At 43.1% G+C, this 16,119-nt stretch carries 11 protein-coding genes; 9 read left to right on the top strand and 2 right to left on the bottom strand.

Annotated elements, in window-relative coordinates; genetic code table 11:
* Positions 1-60: 60 nt before the first annotated feature.
* From LU293_RS00655 to truC, 7 genes are all read left to right on the top strand, one after another.
* Positions 61-1,101 (top strand): ParB/RepB/Spo0J family partition protein, encoded by a 1,041-nt coding sequence (locus tag LU293_RS00655; RefSeq protein ID WP_242747962.1) that lies wholly within the window; start codon positions 61-63, stop codon positions 1,099-1,101.
* Complete coding sequence (gene msbA / locus LU293_RS00650) at positions 1,088-2,869, top strand: lipid A export permease/ATP-binding protein MsbA (RefSeq protein WP_375540342.1); 1,782 nt, start codon at positions 1,088-1,090, stop codon at positions 2,867-2,869. The genes LU293_RS00655 and msbA overlap by 14 nt, the downstream gene beginning before the upstream one ends.
* A complete protein-coding gene (gene lpxK / locus LU293_RS00645; protein WP_242747960.1) occupies positions 2,866-3,870 on the top strand; it encodes a tetraacyldisaccharide 4'-kinase in 1,005 nt (334 codons plus the stop codon). The genes msbA and lpxK overlap by 4 nt, the downstream gene beginning before the upstream one ends.
* A 398-nt stretch (positions 3,871-4,268) precedes the next feature.
* Positions 4,269-5,057 carry a 3-deoxy-manno-octulosonate cytidylyltransferase gene (kdsB, locus tag LU293_RS00640; protein WP_242747958.1) on the top strand — a complete coding sequence of 263 codons (789 nt, stop codon included), beginning with the start codon at positions 4,269-4,271 and terminating at the stop codon, positions 5,055-5,057.
* Positions 5,058-5,074: 17 nt separating this feature from the next.
* A complete protein-coding gene (locus LU293_RS00635) occupies positions 5,075-5,545 on the top strand; it encodes a histidine phosphatase family protein (protein ID WP_242747956.1) in 471 nt (156 codons plus the stop codon).
* 93 nt (positions 5,546-5,638) lie between these two features.
* Positions 5,639-6,673 (top strand): DNA polymerase III subunit delta', encoded by a 1,035-nt coding sequence (locus LU293_RS00630; protein WP_242747954.1) that lies wholly within the window; start codon positions 5,639-5,641, stop codon positions 6,671-6,673.
* 6 nt (positions 6,674-6,679) lie between these two features.
* Entirely contained in the window at positions 6,680-7,450 is a 771-nt protein-coding gene (gene truC / locus LU293_RS00625) for a tRNA pseudouridine(65) synthase TruC (RefSeq protein ID WP_242747952.1), read from the top strand.
* A 171-nt stretch (positions 7,451-7,621) separates the two neighbouring features.
* Here the strand turns inward: truC and LU293_RS00620 are convergent, their stop codons facing one another.
* Both LU293_RS00620 and corA read right to left on the bottom strand, forming a co-directional pair.
* On the bottom strand, positions 7,622-11,452 hold the full coding sequence (locus LU293_RS00620) for an autotransporter domain-containing protein (RefSeq protein ID WP_242747951.1): 3,831 nt from the start codon (positions 11,450-11,452) through the stop codon (positions 7,622-7,624).
* A 518-nt stretch (positions 11,453-11,970) separates the two neighbouring features.
* Entirely contained in the window at positions 11,971-13,263 is a 1,293-nt protein-coding gene (gene corA, locus LU293_RS00615; RefSeq protein WP_242747948.1) for a magnesium/cobalt transporter CorA, read from the bottom strand.
* A 245-nt stretch (positions 13,264-13,508) separates the two neighbouring features.
* Here corA and LU293_RS00610 point away from each other — a divergent pair, with 245 nt between their 5' ends.
* Positions 13,509-14,729: an ATP phosphoribosyltransferase regulatory subunit gene (locus LU293_RS00610; RefSeq protein WP_242747946.1), complete on the top strand. Its 1,221-nt coding sequence runs from the start codon at positions 13,509-13,511 to the stop codon at positions 14,727-14,729.
* A 50-nt stretch (positions 14,730-14,779) separates the two neighbouring features.
* Positions 14,780-16,069, top strand: a complete 1,290-nt coding sequence (locus LU293_RS00605) for an adenylosuccinate synthase (protein WP_242747944.1) — start codon at positions 14,780-14,782, stop codon at positions 16,067-16,069.
* Positions 16,070-16,119: the final 50 nt, after the last annotated feature.

The following is a 16,119-nucleotide window of genomic DNA, read 5'->3' as shown; positions in this document are numbered from 1 at the left end:
AAAATGTGCTACAATGATGATTTTGATGATAGATTTGCCAAAATATAGCGAGAATCAAGCATGAAAAAACGTGGACTTGGTGCCAGACGTGGCTTAGATGCACTGATTAATAGTGTAAAAACCGAGAAAAAAATCGCTCAAGCGGTAAGTCTTGACGACAAAAACTCACCCACTAAAGAAGAAAAGCCCCAAATTGCAAAATCTCAAGAGTTAAAGGCCAGCTTAGAAAAATCTGCCAAAAAGACCACTAAGCCCAAAAAGCTTGAAAACATCAATATCACAGTAGATGGCGAGCAGGTCAAGTTGATTGATATTGATCCACATCGCTTACAGTCTGGCAAGTATCAACCACGCAAAGTGATGGATGAAGTCGCTCTTAATGAGCTTGCAGAATCTATTAAGCAGCACGGTGTCATGCAGCCTATCGTCATTCGCCCGTTATTATCCAGCGAAGATAAGAACAATGATCAAGTAACGCATGAAATCATCGCAGGCGAAAGACGCTGGCGAGCAGCAAAAATCGCAGGTCTAAAACTTATCCCTGCCATAGAGCGAGTGCTGTCTGATGAGATCGCCATTGCCTTGGCACTCATTGAAAATATCCAACGTGAAGATTTGAACGTCTTAGAGCAGGCGGTTGCCTTGCAAAGATTTCATACCGAATTTGGCATGAGTCATGCGATGATTGCCGATGTTGTTGGTAAAGCCAGAGCGACGGTAACCAATCTTTTACGTCTTAATAACTTACATGACACCGTCAAAGAATACATGACAGCCAATCAGCTTGATATGGGTCATGCACGCACGTTATTGGCACTCTCCACGAAGCAGCAGCCCATCATCGCCAAAAAAATCATTGACGCTAAGATGACGGTCAGAGATGCCGAAAAACTGGTCAAATCTATCCTAAACCCTGAACCTTTAAAGTCTGACAGTGTCAATTCACACGAGATAACTCGTCTAAATCAAAAAATCTCTGATATGCTTGGTGCAAGCACTAAGCTTAAACAAAATAAGACAGGTAAGGGCAGTTTGGAGATTTTTTTTCATGATGATGAAGAGTTGCGTGCACTGTTAGCTCAGCTTAATGTCTCACTTTAATTGTAGCGATAATATGACAGAGCCTACGCCTACATCGTTTAATTCAAATGATAAATTTGCAGTATTTTTGCGTCTAATCGGCTATTTAACGCCGTATTGGTGGGCATTTGTTTTGGTGATTGTTGGATTTACGATTGGAGCTGCAGCGGAAGTTTCTTCGGCTAAGCTGTTTGAATACATCATTGATGCCATCAATAATGACGACCAAACCCGAAAATTTTGGTTTCCTTTTTTGGTGATTTTATTATTCATCTTTCGTGGGCTTGGTGCTTTTTTGGGTGGTTATTATTCTGCATTAATGGCGCGAAGCTTGGTGCATAAGCTTAGAGTTGAAGTGTTTGAGAAACTGCTAAAACTACCATCGTCTTTTTATCTTAACAATCCTTCTGGAAAAATTTCATCTAAGCTGATTTTTGATGTTGAGCAAGTTACAGCTGCCAGCACAGAATCTTTGACCACGCTGTTAAAAGATGGATTAACCGTCATTGCGTTGATTGGTTATTTATTTTATAGCAATTGGCGTCTTACTTTGGTGTTGCTTATTGTTGTGCCACCGATTTTTTTATTGATTAAGCGTGTTTCTACGAAATTTGCCAGCTTATCCATTGATATTCAAGACTCTATCTCATCAGTTAGCCACATCACCAATGAGGCGATTACAGGCTATCATGTCGTCAAAAACTATGGCGGTCAGCATTATGAATTGGCTCGCTTTATCAAGGCATCTAAGGATAACTTAGAAAAAGGCATGAAAATTACCGTGCTTGCTGCCATTAACTCGCCACTCATTCAGCTATTGATGGCGATTGGTATGTGCTTTGTGATTTGGCTGTCGCTACGTCCTGAAGTGCTTGGCGGTATGACGGCAGGGAAATTTGCATCCTTTTTAATCGCCGCAGGTTTATTGGCTCGCCCTGTAAAAGCCTTAACGGACGTCAATCAAAAGCTACAACGTGGGATTGCTGCTGGTGTTTCTATTTTTGGTTTACTTGAAATTCCTGAAGAGGCGGACACAGGCACACTTGATACGAAGGTTGTCGGTAATATTCGCTTTGATAATATTAGTTTAACTTATGCAGACGGTACTCAGGCGATTAAGAGCTTTAGCCTTGATATCAAAGCAGGTGAGGTGGTGGCGGTGGTTGGGCGGTCAGGTTCTGGCAAGACCACATTGGTCAATCTATTGACCAGAACACTGACACCCAGTGCAGGCGAGATTTTGATAGATGGCATACCCATTCATGACATCAAACTTGATGCTTTGCGTGAACAGATTGCGGTGGTAGACCAGCAAGTTACGCTGTTTTTGGACAGTATTTTTCATAATATCGCTTATGGCAAACTGTCTGATAAAACCGCCGAACAAATCATTCAAGCTGCCAAATCAGCACACGCCCATGATTTTATTATGAACTTGCCAAATGGCTATGACAGCTTTATTGGGGCGGACGGTCTGCAACTGTCTGGTGGTCAGCGTCAAAGACTGTCTATCGCCAGAGCCTTATTAAAAAACGCCCCCATTTTGATCTTAGATGAAGCCACGTCTGCCTTAGATAATGAAAGCGAATTTTATATCCAAAAGGCACTTGATGCGGTGATGCAAAATCGCACCACGCTTGTCATCGCCCACCGCCTATCCACCATTCAAAATGCCGACCGCATCATCGTCATGGACAAAGGTCAAATCGTGGAGCAAGGCTCGCATGATGAGCTGATGGCTCGTGGTGGGGTGTATCAGACCATGTATGAGCGGACCTTTGATGAATGAAAAAGTTAGAGCTTATCATCACTCGGGCATGGCAACAGCAAAGCCGATGGCTTAATCTGCTTGCCCCTTTATCCGCCCTTTATAAACGTGTCAGCGACCATCATAAGCATCAATACAAGACAGGCAAAAAACCAACATACCACGCCCCAATCCCTGTGATGGTCATCGGTAACATCACCGTAGGCGGTAGTGGCAAAACGCCACTCATCATCGCTTTGGTGGCATATTTACAGCAAAAGGGCGTAAGGGTCGGCGTGATTAGCCGTGGCTATGGACGAGCAGATGACACGCCTGCTCTTGTGCAAGCAGACAGCACGCCCCAGATGGTGGGCGATGAGCCGTGCTTGATTGTGTCTAGTACAAATGTTCCGATGGCAGTGGGGGTAAATCGTGGACAAGCCATTGATTTACTTATCCAAAACCACCCAAATTTGCAGTTTATCATCAGTGATGATGGGCTACAACATCATGCCTTGCACCGAGATGTAGAGTGGATAGTGGTAGACGGTGTGCGTGGTTTTGGTAATGAAAAGCTTTTGCCACAGGGCTTTTTGCGTGAGCCTTTAAGCCGTCTTGATGGGGCGACTGTGATTTACCACGACCCAAGACCCGAGCAGTATCCGCCTGATAGCCTACTTATGCACCTAGTCCCAAGTGAGCCTGTACCGCTTGTGGGGGTGGACAAAATCCTATCACCACAAACCGTCTATGCGGTGAGTGGCATTGGTTATCCACAGCGGTTTTTTAAGACCTTAACCGATTTGGGCTTTGGGGTAATACAAAAGCCTTTTGGCGATCATCATAAGTTTGGACTTGATGATTTGGCAAATTTAACCGAGTATCCGATTGTCATCACCGCCAAAGATGCGGTCAAAGTGCGTGAGCTTGCCAAAGACTCTCATCACGCCATTTTTGATAATATTTGGATATTGCCTGTTAAGGCGGTGCTGTCAAAGGCGGTGTATGATGAGATGGATAGGGTGGTTAAGAATTTTATCTAAACTTAACATACCTTATTTTTAACTTTTATTATGGATAAAATTTAAAGTATAGAGTGGGACAAGTTGGGCTTACGAAACCTAACAAATGCAACCAATTTAGTTGGGTGTCGCTATCGCTCCACGCCAACCCACATAAGACTTTCTAATTGGACATTATAAAATTGATAGTGGGGCATATGGGCTTTGAATGAAGGGTTATGTATTTATCACGCCAATTCGGTAACTGTCGCTTTGGTATTATCTGTTGTACTACTTGGATAAAATGTGAATGACAACGTGATTATGATGAAAAAATTTTAATGACATCACATCAATTGCACAAGTAGATGTCGCCAATTTCCATCATTGGCTAAGACGAGCTAAAATACTTTATCAATTTAATCATATCGGAAAATCCCATGACCATACCCAAAAACCACCCCAAAACCCACATCGTTATCCCCGCCCGCTACCACTCCACTCGCTTGCCTGCCAAGCCGTTACTTGACATTCATGGTAAGCCGATGATACTTTGGACGGCGGACAAGGCGATGAGAGCCACCTTTGCCGACAGCGTGTGTGTGGCGACCGATGATGAGCGGATTTTTGGGGTGTGTGAGCGTGCAGGCGTGCCTGTGGTGATGACAGGCGAGCATGAGTCAGGCACGGACAGGCTTGGTGAAGTGGCAGATTTGCTTGGTTTTGGTGATGATGACATCGTCATCAATATGCAAGGTGATGAACCGCTTGTACCGCCTGCACTCTTAGAGCAAGCCAAAAATCTACTCATAGAGCAGGGCGACTGTGTCATGGCGACACTGTGCGAAGTGATTGATAATTATGATGATTTTTATAAAAATTCGGTGGTAAAAGTCGTCAAAGCGGGCAAGCAAGCGTTGTATTTTAGCCGTAGCCCAATCCCTTTTGACAGAGACGGACATTTAAAGGGCGAGCTTGGCGACACACCCAAAAATGCCTATCGCCATCTGGGACTGTATGCTTATCGTGTGAGCCTTTTAAGGCAATTTGGCAGATGGGAACAAGGCTGTCTTGAACGGATAGAAAGCCTAGAACAGTTACGCATTTTAGAAAACCATCACAAAATCGCCATTGATGTTGCTTGTGTGGATTTACCGCTTGGGGTGGATACTAAGGAAGATTTGGATAGGCTAAATAATATGAGCATAGATGAGTTTTTGAAGTTTTAAAATTTGTGGATGTAAAAATGACCGCCATTTATTTTATTCGCCACGGCGAGCCAAATTATCATAATCGTGATGATGTCAATCGTGAATTAACCGACAATGGCATTATTCAAAGTTATAAACTTATTGATGTGTTTAAGGATAAGCCTATTGATGAATTTTTTAGCAGTCCTTACAAAAGGACGATAGACACCATCAAGCCAACCGCTGATTATTTTAAAAAAGAGATTGCGATTATTGATGAGTTTCGTGAAAGAAAAATCGGCACTTGGGTAGATGATTTTGATGAATTTAGCCAAAGACAATGGCAGGATTTTGAATTTAAATTACCAAATGGCGAGAGTTTAAAAGAAGTCCAAGATAGAAATATTCACGCATTAAATGAATTATTAGCCAAATACAAAAATCACACGTTGGTTATTGGTACGCATGGCACGGCATTATCCACCATTATCCACCATTATCAATTATTATGGCGATTTTGGTTATGATGATTTTAATCGCTATAAACATAAATTCCCTTGGATTATGGTATTTGAATTTGATGAATTTGTCTTAAAAAAACTAAGTGAACTTAAAATAACATGACCAACCACAACCCACAATTACCCTATTTCTCCCCCTTACTGCCTTGGCAAGCACAGGCGTGGGAGCAATTGGTACATCAGTTTTATGATGATAAATTACCGCATGGACTACTGGCAAGCGGTATGGCAGGTATTGGCAAGCGGGCGTTTGTGTGGCGTGCTGTGGCGTGGCTGTTGTGCCAAAACAAAAGTCAGGACAAAGGGCAAGATGGGGCGTGTGGGGCGTGTGAGAGCTGTACTTGGCTCATCGCAGGTACGCACCCTGATTTGTTGGTGTTGCCGTCTGCCAGTCTGCCGACTTCTGACAATAATGAACCATCATCTATCAAGATTGACGACATACGGTCTGTACAAGAATACAGCCACAGCAAGGGGCATGGTCTGCGTCTTATCGTACTAGATTATGCCGACAAATTGACACTAGGGGCGGGGAATGCCCTTTTAAAAACCTTAGAAGAACCACGATTTGGCGTGCATTTAATCCTAATCACAGACCACCCAACCAAGCTACTACCCACCATCAAAAGCCGTGTGCAGGTATTGCCACTTAATACTATTATTTATGATGGGGCGTTGCAGTTTGTGGCGGATAAATTGGGTGATGTAGATTTGGCAAGATTGACGCTGAATTTGGCAGATGGTGCGGTATTGCGTGCGGTGGATTTGCCCAATCAAGCATGGTTTGATAAAAGAGTGCTGTGGCTAAAAACGTGGCTTGCCCTACGAGCAGGCACTCGTTTGCCTATTTTAGCCAGTGATTATTGGCAAGGCGTGCTATCTTTTACCGATTTTGTGGTGCTAACAAGGCTTATGCTGGCTGATGTGGTGCGAGTTAATTTGGGTATGGATAGTTTGCATACAGACATTGATATAAAAAATTTAATGAATAATCAATCACAAAGTAAGCCACTGAGTTTAGAAAAGCTAGAAATATTTTTAACAAAACTTGACGACCTACTCACCGCCACCGCTCAAAATGTCCAAGAAAAAATGGCGTATGATGAGATTTTTTGTGATTTGACGGATTTATAAATACAAATGCTAGAAATTCTCTACCAAGATGACGACCTTGTGGCGGTCAATAAACCTGCTCGTATGCTCGTTCATCGCTCGTGGCTAGATAAGCATGAGACCGTATTTGTGATGACGCTACTGCGTGATATGCTTGGTCTTTATGTCTATCCTGTACACCGCCTAGACCGTCCGACATCAGGGGTGCTTTTGTTCGCCAAATCGTCTGATACGGCTCGGACGCTATCTTTGCAATTTGAACATCATACCGTACAAAAGACCTATCTTGCGGTGGTGCGTGGTCATCTTTTGGGGTGTGGGCGAATTGACTATCCGCTTGCCGTCAAGCTTGACAAAATCGCTGATAAATTTGCCAGTGATAAAGCCCCACAGTCTGCCATTACTGATTATGAGAATTTGGCGACTTGTGAAATGCCCTTTGTTTCTGCCAAACGCTATGCCACGTCTCGCTATTCGCTGGTCAAACTTATGCCAATCACAGGACGTAAGCACCAATTAAGACGGCACATGACACATCTATTTCACCCAATCGTAGGCGATACCACGCATGGCGACACCGCCCAAAACAAAGCGGTGCAAGCACACACAGGCGTATCACGGCTACTGCTTCATGCCCACAGCTTAACCTTTGATGACATGAATGGCAACAAAGTGCAGGTCATCGCTCCGCCAGACGATGAATTTAATCAGGTGATGGCGGTGTTTGGGTGGGGTGGTTGTCTTGTAAGTAACAGTGGTTTGTCTATTGATACGGTAAATCTAAATTTAGCCCAATGATGTATGCTTATTTAAAATAGCAAAGGCTGTGATGGGTTGGCTAAAGGCTTGCAATGGCAGTTAAATGATTGATTTGATTAAGCTTTTTTGTGTGTTGCTTTTGGTGTCAATAAAAATTTTTATAATAAAAGCCCCCTTATGTTAGGGGGCTTTTATTTTTACCTAATGTGCTTAAAATTTCATAGTAAAATCAAGCATTAAGCCGTGACTGTCATAGTTCTTACGCCATTTACCCAGATAGCCAAGACTTAAACTTGTGTGCTGGGTTGGCTTGTACGACATACCAAGTCCCACTTTACCGCTGACATTGCCAAGTTCACGACCATGTAGATAAAAATCACTCTCATTATTATTGGTAAATTGACCATGAATGCCGGTACGTTTGTCGCCATTATGTAGCGTACCTGATAGCTCACCTGTCAGGTTTAGGTGCGGGCTGACTGCTTGATTAAAGCGAAAGCCAAGCGTTGAACTAAGTTCGCTATAATCTTGCTCTTTGACGGTCAGATTATAAGCACCTGCCCCAGTTTCGGTGTAGCCATCTGCTAAGATGTGGTCATATCTTAATCCTGTAAATGGCGTGATGTTACGCTCATCGGTGCCGATTTGATGACGAATCTCAAAACTTGCCTGCGTGCTATCTGCCTTATAATCTGATTTTGCTTGGGCTTGGTTACCTGCGGTTAATGTGTTGATGTGGCGTGTGCCTTTGATGTCTGATCGACCTACACCAAGCGTACCGTGAATAGATGTTTTGTCATTCACGTCATAATCGCCATAAATCAAGACTTGGCTAGATTTGGCAAAGACTTCATGGCGGGCATCGCCACGGCTGTCCACATCGCTGTCAATGTAGGATAGGGCGATACCAATATTGCCTTGACCGATGGCGGTATCTGCCCCGACAATCGCTCCGACATCACGTCCGTCATAGCCCATTAGACCATTATCCAAGGCTTTTAAGGTGCTGTCTGTGCCGATGGCTTTTGCCCAGACTGAGCGAGAGCGGTCAATGCTTCTAGTGTCTATCGCTGATTTGGCGTAGCTTTGGGCATTGGCAAGCACACGATTGACCGAGCCGTGTAGTAGCGGAGCAACTTCTGATACACCTTGGGTAAGTTCGCTGTTATCTAATCCGCTTGCACCTAACGTTAATGCCAAGCCCAGTGGGTCGGTTTGTGTATTTTTGTTCTTATCTAGCACTTGTGCTAAATTCACCAAATTATTTTTATTTTCGCTCTTGACAGCCGTTTCAAAATCGCTAGACTGCGTTGGCGTTGGCGTTGGCGTTGGCGTTGGCGTTGGCGTTGGCGTTGGCGTTGGCGTTGGCGTTGGCGTTGGCGTTGGCGTTGGCGTTGGCGTTGGCGTTGGCGTTGGCGTTGGCGTTGGCGTTGGCGTTGGCGTTGGCGTTGGCGTTGGCGTTGGCGTTGGCGTTGGCGTTGGCGTTGGCGTTGGCGTTGGCGTTGGCGTTGGCGTTGGCGTTGGCGTTGGCGTTGGCGTTGGCGTTGGCGTTGGCGTTGGCGTTGGCGTTGGCGTTGGCGTTGGCGTTGGCGTTGGCGTTGGCGTTGGCGTTGGCGTTGGCGTTGGCGTTGGCGTTGGCGTTGGCGTTGGCGTTGGCGTTACAGGTTTTTTCGCGTGTAGATGAACCGCTGTGTTGTCATCATAGTTGGCTTCAATACCGACATTGGCGATATTTATACCCCTTTGGTCAATAAACTGCACCTCTTTGAATTTGCCTGTACGAGTTTTTGCTTTGACAATATTTTTCCATTCGCTGGTTGGTGTATCGCTTGTCACCAATATTTTGACAATGTCGGAGGCTTTTACTTTAAGCACCCCATTGTCAATTACCGCTTGACCTGTAACGGCTAATTGACCATAGTCGGTCTGATTATTCAGACCGATTGCCAAAACTTCCCCGTCTTTCATGGTGTAGTCGCCATTGATTTTTAACACACCTTCATTGATATGCGTCTCGCCACGCCATGCTTTACTATCGCTATTTAAAGTTAATGTGCCAGTACCTAGCTTGTTGAAATTACCTGCACCTGTGATTTTTGCGGTATCTGCAATACCAACTTGATATTTTTGCGTATCAAAATTTGCTCCGCCATTTTTTATCTCAATAGTGTCTGTCTTTTGAAAACCGCTAAACAGCTTATTTTGATTTTGGTTGAGTTTAACTGTTGCATTATCAAGTGTGATTTTGGTAGTTGGTTGTACGCCAAATGATAAGATGTCAACAATCTTGCCATTTTGATCTTCACCTGTAATTTTTCTAGCAATTTGATTGGTGTTGACAGTTGCATTAGTTACGTTTAAATTGCTTTCTTTGCCAAACATCTCAATGAAATTGCTTTGTAAATTGGCATTATTCGTCAAATTAACTGTACCAATTGAACCTGATAAATTGTTATTACGCCAATTTAAGATACTAGAGATGGTTAAGGTGTCAGCATTTTTTACTGTTGCATTATTGCTAACATTAAGTGTGCCTAAATGCCTCAATCCTGACGCTACACTCATATCGCCTTTATTGTTTAATACCGTGCCTGCACCATCAACCGTTAAAGTCGATGAATTGCCAGTTTGACTGACACCACTACCTGCAATGATAATCAAGTTATTATTGGTCAATTGACTGCCAGAATCAATGGTTAAGTTAGCAGTTCCGTCTCTGCCAACACTTAGATTTTTGGTATTTACAATACTCTTATCGCTAATCTTGGCGATTGCTTGACCTGTTTTTTCATAGCCAAGTAATAACTGATTGGCATTGATAGTTGCACCTAAGGCAATCAATTCGCCCCGACCTTCAATGCCAACATTGATATCATCAATAACAGTCAATTTGCCAAGAATCTCAGCTTTACCATAAATTGTATTAGGATTGGCTAAGGGAATTTGTCTATTTGCTACACCACCAACATACAAAAAATCGCTCTTAGTGTCGGTATTTTTTGCCAAATTTAATGAACCTTGTCCTTCATTGGCAACCGTGATTGTGCCTGCTTTAATTGTGCTTTGGTTACCAACGATCAGCTTGCCTTCACCTGTGGATTTGCCACCAATCTCAATGACCGATTGACCTTCTGTTAAATTTGTGTTGTTAAGAGTTAATGAGCCTTTGCCTGCCGTACCAACATTTAGTGATTTTACATTAAGTTCTGAATTGTTGATGCTAGCAGTGCCAACACCGCCTTTGCTTTGTCCGATAGTTAATTGGCGTACAACAGTTGGGGTATTATCAAATGTCAATGAACCTGTGCCAACATCGCCAACGATGATACTGTCTTGCACATCAAGTGTTGAATTTGTTGCAGTAAATGTGCCATCACCGATTGACTGTTCTTTATGACTACCAAGATAAATATTGTTAAATTTACCTTTGGATTGATTATTAAGATGTAATGCACCTTTGCCTGTACTGCCGATTGAAACTTCATTACCAACGTCAATTGTAGAATTGTCCAAATTGACTACACCTGTTGCATTTTCTTCCAAGCCAATCACTATAGAGTCTTTGGCTAGAATGCTTGAATGATTTTTGGCATCAATGCTAGAATTTCCCTTGGTAAGACCTGCGGCGATGAAGCGATAATTTTTACCATCAAAAGGTTCGGTTTGTTCAAGTGTGCCATTGTCTAGGGTAATTTTTGCATTGGTGGATGTATTAAACGCACCCAAAATGATATTTTGACTGCTCGTTAGTTTGGCACCATCTTTAATCGTCAAATTTGCATCGCCATCATGACTGACGAATGTGCTGTTTGTTGACACAATGGTATTTGCACCGCTAATTGTATCATTTGCCCCTACAACATAATCTTCTAGATTGACGGAACTATTAAAATTATCTGCATGAGCGGCACTTGCTAAAATACCACAAGTAGCAACCGCTAATTTGATACTTTTAGTTTTACCATTACTTTTAGCGATTTCTGATACCGACTGCCATACACCAGTCGCATGATTGAAAATAACACGATATACTTGATTCATACAACAACCCTTAATAAAATCTATGAAAAATGATGGATTTGGCAATATTTGTGTAAAATTATTGCAAATGTAATTTATTTTAGCATAAGTTTTACCCCCCCCCAAGATATTTTTTTTAGGTGTTAATAAAAACAAATGGGTGACATGGTCTTATAAATGCTTTTATGGATGATTTTATTTTGCTATCTAAATTTTAAGGGTGAAGACTTATTTAAAGGTATAAATTTATAAGTACAGAGTAAAGCTGTAAGTGTCAAGATGTTAGGTTGATGAAATAAGGTGAATGGAATAAATGGTCATTGGGTGGGCTTTTGCCAAGCGATTTACTGGTCAAAGTTGGCTGATTTTTGATATGGTACATGGCTAAGGGGTGTTTATAAACCCCCCAATCTTTGTAATTTAAGTTAAGCTTTGTGGAGTGATAAATAGCAAAATAAACAGCTCGCCAAAAAAAAGCTACTATCCGTACACCAAACCACACGATTGCACGCTAAGTGATGCAGGTTATATAAACCCGCTTATAACCAGCCTGCTTTTCTGAATTTATAATGCAGATAAAAGCACACAATCAGTACAAACCCCACCACCATAAAATACCCATATTGCCAATGCAGCTCTGGCATCACATCAAAGTTCATGCCATAAATGCCTGCCACCGCAGTCGGCACAGCAGCGATACCTGCCCATGCAGCCAGCTTTCGAACCACGTCGTTTTGTCCCATGGTTACCATTGCCATATAAGTATCCATCGCCAGTGATAGCATCTCATTTAGACCATTTAGAGCATCGATTGAGCGGAGCAAATGGTCGTTTACGTCACGAAAATAAGGCTTAGCGGTAGCAGGAAAGCCAAGCGTAAGCTCGTTTTTGTTGTTATGATTGATAAAAAAATTACACACATCTTGGACGGGTAAAATCACAGCACGCATATGAACCAATTGCGATTTTAACTCATAAAGACTTTTTAGGGTGGATTTACTAAATTCATACGAGAAGATGTTACGTTCTTGTTCACGCAAGTAGTTGCCAAGTCGGTCTGTAATCGGCAAGTAATTATCCACAATAAAGTCTAATAGGGCGTGCAATACGAACACTGGGCCCAGTCGTAAGCGTTCTGGTCGGCGATGGTAGTGTTCACGCACAGGCGTATAGGAGTTGGATGCACCACGTCGCACGGTGATGATGAAGTTTTTACCCATGAAAATAGCTGTCGTGCCATAGCGGATCTGATTGTCTTCAAGCTTAGCGGTACGTACGACGACAAAAATGGTATCGTTGCCGTAGTTTTCAACCTTTGGACGCTGATGGTCGGCAAACGCATCTTCTAAAGCAAGCTCATGCAGGTCAAATGCGTCTTGAACTTCTTGAACGGTCTCAAAACTTGGATCATATAACCCAAGCCAAATAAATTGGTTGTTATTAGTTAAAGCACGGCTCACTTCATCAATAGCCAACTGCTCTAATGGTTCGCCTGTCTTACGAGAGTAGGCGTAGCAGACGACTGTTTCGTTATCACCAGAATTTTCTTCAAAGTCTTCAAAACGATCGGCATCAGGGTCGTAAACCGTCATCGTCTCAATGGTGTCTTCATCGGTGGCGTCAGCGTCGCCGTAGATGTAGCTGTCTTGGTTGTCTGGTAGGCTAAGCTCTTCTTCACGCTCGTCGTGATCGCCATCTTCGTGTTCGTCGTTGTCTACACGCAAGTTTTGTTCTTCGTCAAGTTCTGCCAGATGGGATTTTGGTGGTGTGTCATGTAGGTCGATATCTGACGTAAGATGGCGGTAAGTGTCTGGGTCTTGCTGTGTTTTCATACCATCTCCACGCTAAGGGTTAAAATTGGGTATTATAACAATGTTTCATGCTTTTTTCACGCCCAATTGCATTAAAACATTATTTAGTACTGCTAAATGGCTATAAATTTTAAAATTTTTTATAATTGAGCCTAGTCTGATGATGGAATTAATGATACACTACACCCGAAAAAACAACGCGAATTTACTTTTTCTGTTTTTTCATGAATAGATTGATTTTAAACCGTGATTAACAGAGGTTCGTTTTGTCTAGCACATTAGATTCTAGCACGGCACGCAATTGGCTTTTGCCTGATGGCGTAGCTGACATCCTTTTTAAAGACGCCCAAAAACAAGAAAGTTTGCGAGACGCACTGTTATTTGTGCTGACAGCTCACGGCTATCGTTTGGTATCACCCCCATTAATTGAGTATACAGAGACCTTACTTGGTGCTGCTGATGAAGAATTAAAACGCCAAACCTTCAAAATCATCGATCAGATGACAGGACGCTTGATGGGCGTGCGTGCCGATATTACCCCACAAATTACCCGTATTGATGCTCAGCATGGCGTTGGTATTAGTCGCTACTGCTATGTGGGGCAGGTGGTAAAAACTTTACCAACTGGACTATTTGGGCTAAGAACACCACTTCAGCTTGGGGCGGAGATTTTTGGTGTCAAAGACATTGCTGCTGAAAAATCATTGATTGATCTGCTTGGCACGCTAATGGATCATATCGGTATGGCAAGAAGTGATTTGCATGTGGATATCGGGCATGTCGCTATTTTCCAAAGATTATGTCAGCTACATAAACTTAGTGAGAAATCAATTTCACAGCTGATGGCATGCTACACCAAAAAAGACTTACCACAGCTTCAAGTGTTATGTAGCGATTTGACTGGTGGCAATGATTTTATCGTCTTAGCAAAGCATACATTATCAATGGACGACACGCCAAATGCACAAAACCTACTACAAAAACTATCACCTGTGGCAGCCGCAGATATAGATATCGTCAAGGCAGCAGGCGAGGTGGCAAATCTTGTCGCTCATATTGATCAAGCGGGCATGAGTGTTAGCGTGGACTGCACAGAGTTGTCAGGCTATCACTATCACACAGGCATTGTCTTTAATGCCTATTTAACTTGCTCGGATGCCACTCAGACCCAAGCCTTGGTGCGTGGCGGTCGCTTTTGTGCGAATGCACATCGCCAAGCGACAGGCTTTAGTATGGATATTAACCGTCTGCTTGAGTTTATCGAGCTTCAAGAAGATACCGTAATTTGGGTAGATTATGATGAGCTTATAGCAGCAGATGAGTTAAGACAAATAGACTTAGAGGTGCAAATTAAAACCCTGCAAGACGAAGGTTGTATCGTCATTAAGCCACTGTCTGCTGATGATAAGCCAGAGCACATTGATGGTGTATTGCACTTTGATGAGTCGCTTGGTGAGTGGGCAGTCCGCTTATCGGGCGATGATTAACTTTATAGATGTGATTATTTAACCCTTTTATTTCAAACGAGGAAATTGATATGGGCAAGAATGTTGTCGTACTTGGCAGCCAATGGGGTGATGAAGGAAAAGGCAAAATCGTTGATTTGCTAACTGAGAAGGCAGCAGCGGTAGCACGCTTCCAAGGCGGTCATAACGCAGGTCATACACTTGTGGTTAATGGCAAAAAAACAGTGTTGCACTTAATACCATCAGGTATCTTGCGTGAGGGCGTTACTTGCTTTATTGGTAATGGCGTGGTGCTTGCACCTGACGCATTACTAAAAGAAATGAAAGGCTTGATGGATAGTGGTGTGCCTGTGCGTGAACGTCTGCGTATCTCGCCTGCTTGTCCGCTTATTATGCCTTACCACACCGCCTTAGACCAAGCCCGTGAGATTAAGCGTGGTAATGATAAAATCGGCACAACAGGACGTGGTATCGGCCCTGCTTATGAAGATAAAGTAGCACGCCGTGCCTTAAAAGTCGCTGATCTATTTCGTAACGATTTATCAGAAAAGTTAGCAAGCCTGCTTGAGTATCATAACTTTGCATTAACGCAGTATTATAAAGTAGATGCTGTGGATTTTGATGAGACATTGGCATTATGTCAAGCGTGGGCAGCTGAACTAAAAGATTTGGTTGTGGATGTGACAAATGAGCTAGAAAGCCGTCGTCAAGCGGGTGAGAACCTAATGTTTGAAGGGGCTCAAGGCACATTACTAGATATCGATCATGGTACATATCCATTTGTCACCAGTTCAAATACCACTGCAGGTGGTGTGGCGACAGGTACAGGCTTAGGACCGTTATATTTTGACTATGTGTTAGGCATCACAAAGGCGTACACCACCCGTGTGGGTAGCGGACCATTCCCTACCGAATTATTTGATGATGTGGGTGCTCATTTAGCGAAAGTTGGGCATGAGTTTGGAGCAACCACAGGACGTGCTAGACGTTGTGGCTGGTTTGATGCAGTGGCGTTACGTCGTGCTGTTGTGCTAAACTCTATGAGTGGCATTTGCCTAACCAAACTTGATGTTCTTGACGGTCTTGATGAAATTAAGATCTGCACCAACTATCAGACGCCAGCGGGTGAGTGTGCAGGAGCATACGATGCTGAATACTATGAAAAAGTAACGCCTGTGTTTGAAACCATGGCAGGGTGGAGTGAATCTACCGTTGGTATTACTCGATTTGACGACTTGCCAGAAGCTGCTAAAGCGTACATTAAACGCATTGAAGAACTTACTGGTTGCCCTGTGGATATCATCTCAACAGGTCCTGATCGTGATGAGACAATCGTTTTGCGTGATCCATACAAGGCTTAAATTAAGCTAATAATAAAAAGCACCGTTATTTTTCGGTGCTTTTTATTTGG

The sequence above is a fragment of the Moraxella nasovis genome (assembly GCF_022701215.1).
Classification (GTDB): domain Bacteria; phylum Pseudomonadota; class Gammaproteobacteria; order Pseudomonadales; family Moraxellaceae; genus Moraxella; species Moraxella nasovis.
The sequence above is the reverse complement of the archived record's forward strand: the minus strand, read 5'-3'. Positions and strand labels throughout refer to the sequence as shown.

Excerpts from the sequence above, each read along its gene's own strand:
- LU293_RS00655 (WP_242747962.1), top strand. The coding sequence starts at position 61 with ATGAAAAAACGTGGACTTGGTGCCAGACGTGGCTTAGATGCACTGATT.
- msbA (WP_375540342.1), top strand. The coding sequence starts at position 1,088 with ATGTCTCACTTTAATTGTAGCGATAATATGACAGAGCCTACGCCTACA.
- lpxK (WP_242747960.1), top strand. The coding sequence starts at position 2,866 with ATGAAAAAGTTAGAGCTTATCATCACTCGGGCATGGCAACAGCAAAGC.
- kdsB (WP_242747958.1), top strand. The coding sequence starts at position 4,269 with ATGACCATACCCAAAAACCACCCCAAAACCCACATCGTTATCCCCGCC.
- LU293_RS00635 (WP_242747956.1), top strand. The coding sequence starts at position 5,075 with ATGACCGCCATTTATTTTATTCGCCACGGCGAGCCAAATTATCATAAT.
- LU293_RS00630 (WP_242747954.1), top strand. The coding sequence starts at position 5,639 with ATGACCAACCACAACCCACAATTACCCTATTTCTCCCCCTTACTGCCT.
- truC (WP_242747952.1), top strand. The coding sequence starts at position 6,680 with ATGCTAGAAATTCTCTACCAAGATGACGACCTTGTGGCGGTCAATAAA.
- LU293_RS00620 (WP_242747951.1), bottom strand. The coding sequence starts at position 11,452 with ATGAATCAAGTATATCGTGTTATTTTCAATCATGCGACTGGTGTATGG.
- corA (WP_242747948.1), bottom strand. The coding sequence starts at position 13,263 with ATGAAAACACAGCAAGACCCAGACACTTACCGCCATCTTACGTCAGAT.
- LU293_RS00605 (WP_242747944.1), top strand. The coding sequence starts at position 14,780 with ATGGGCAAGAATGTTGTCGTACTTGGCAGCCAATGGGGTGATGAAGGA.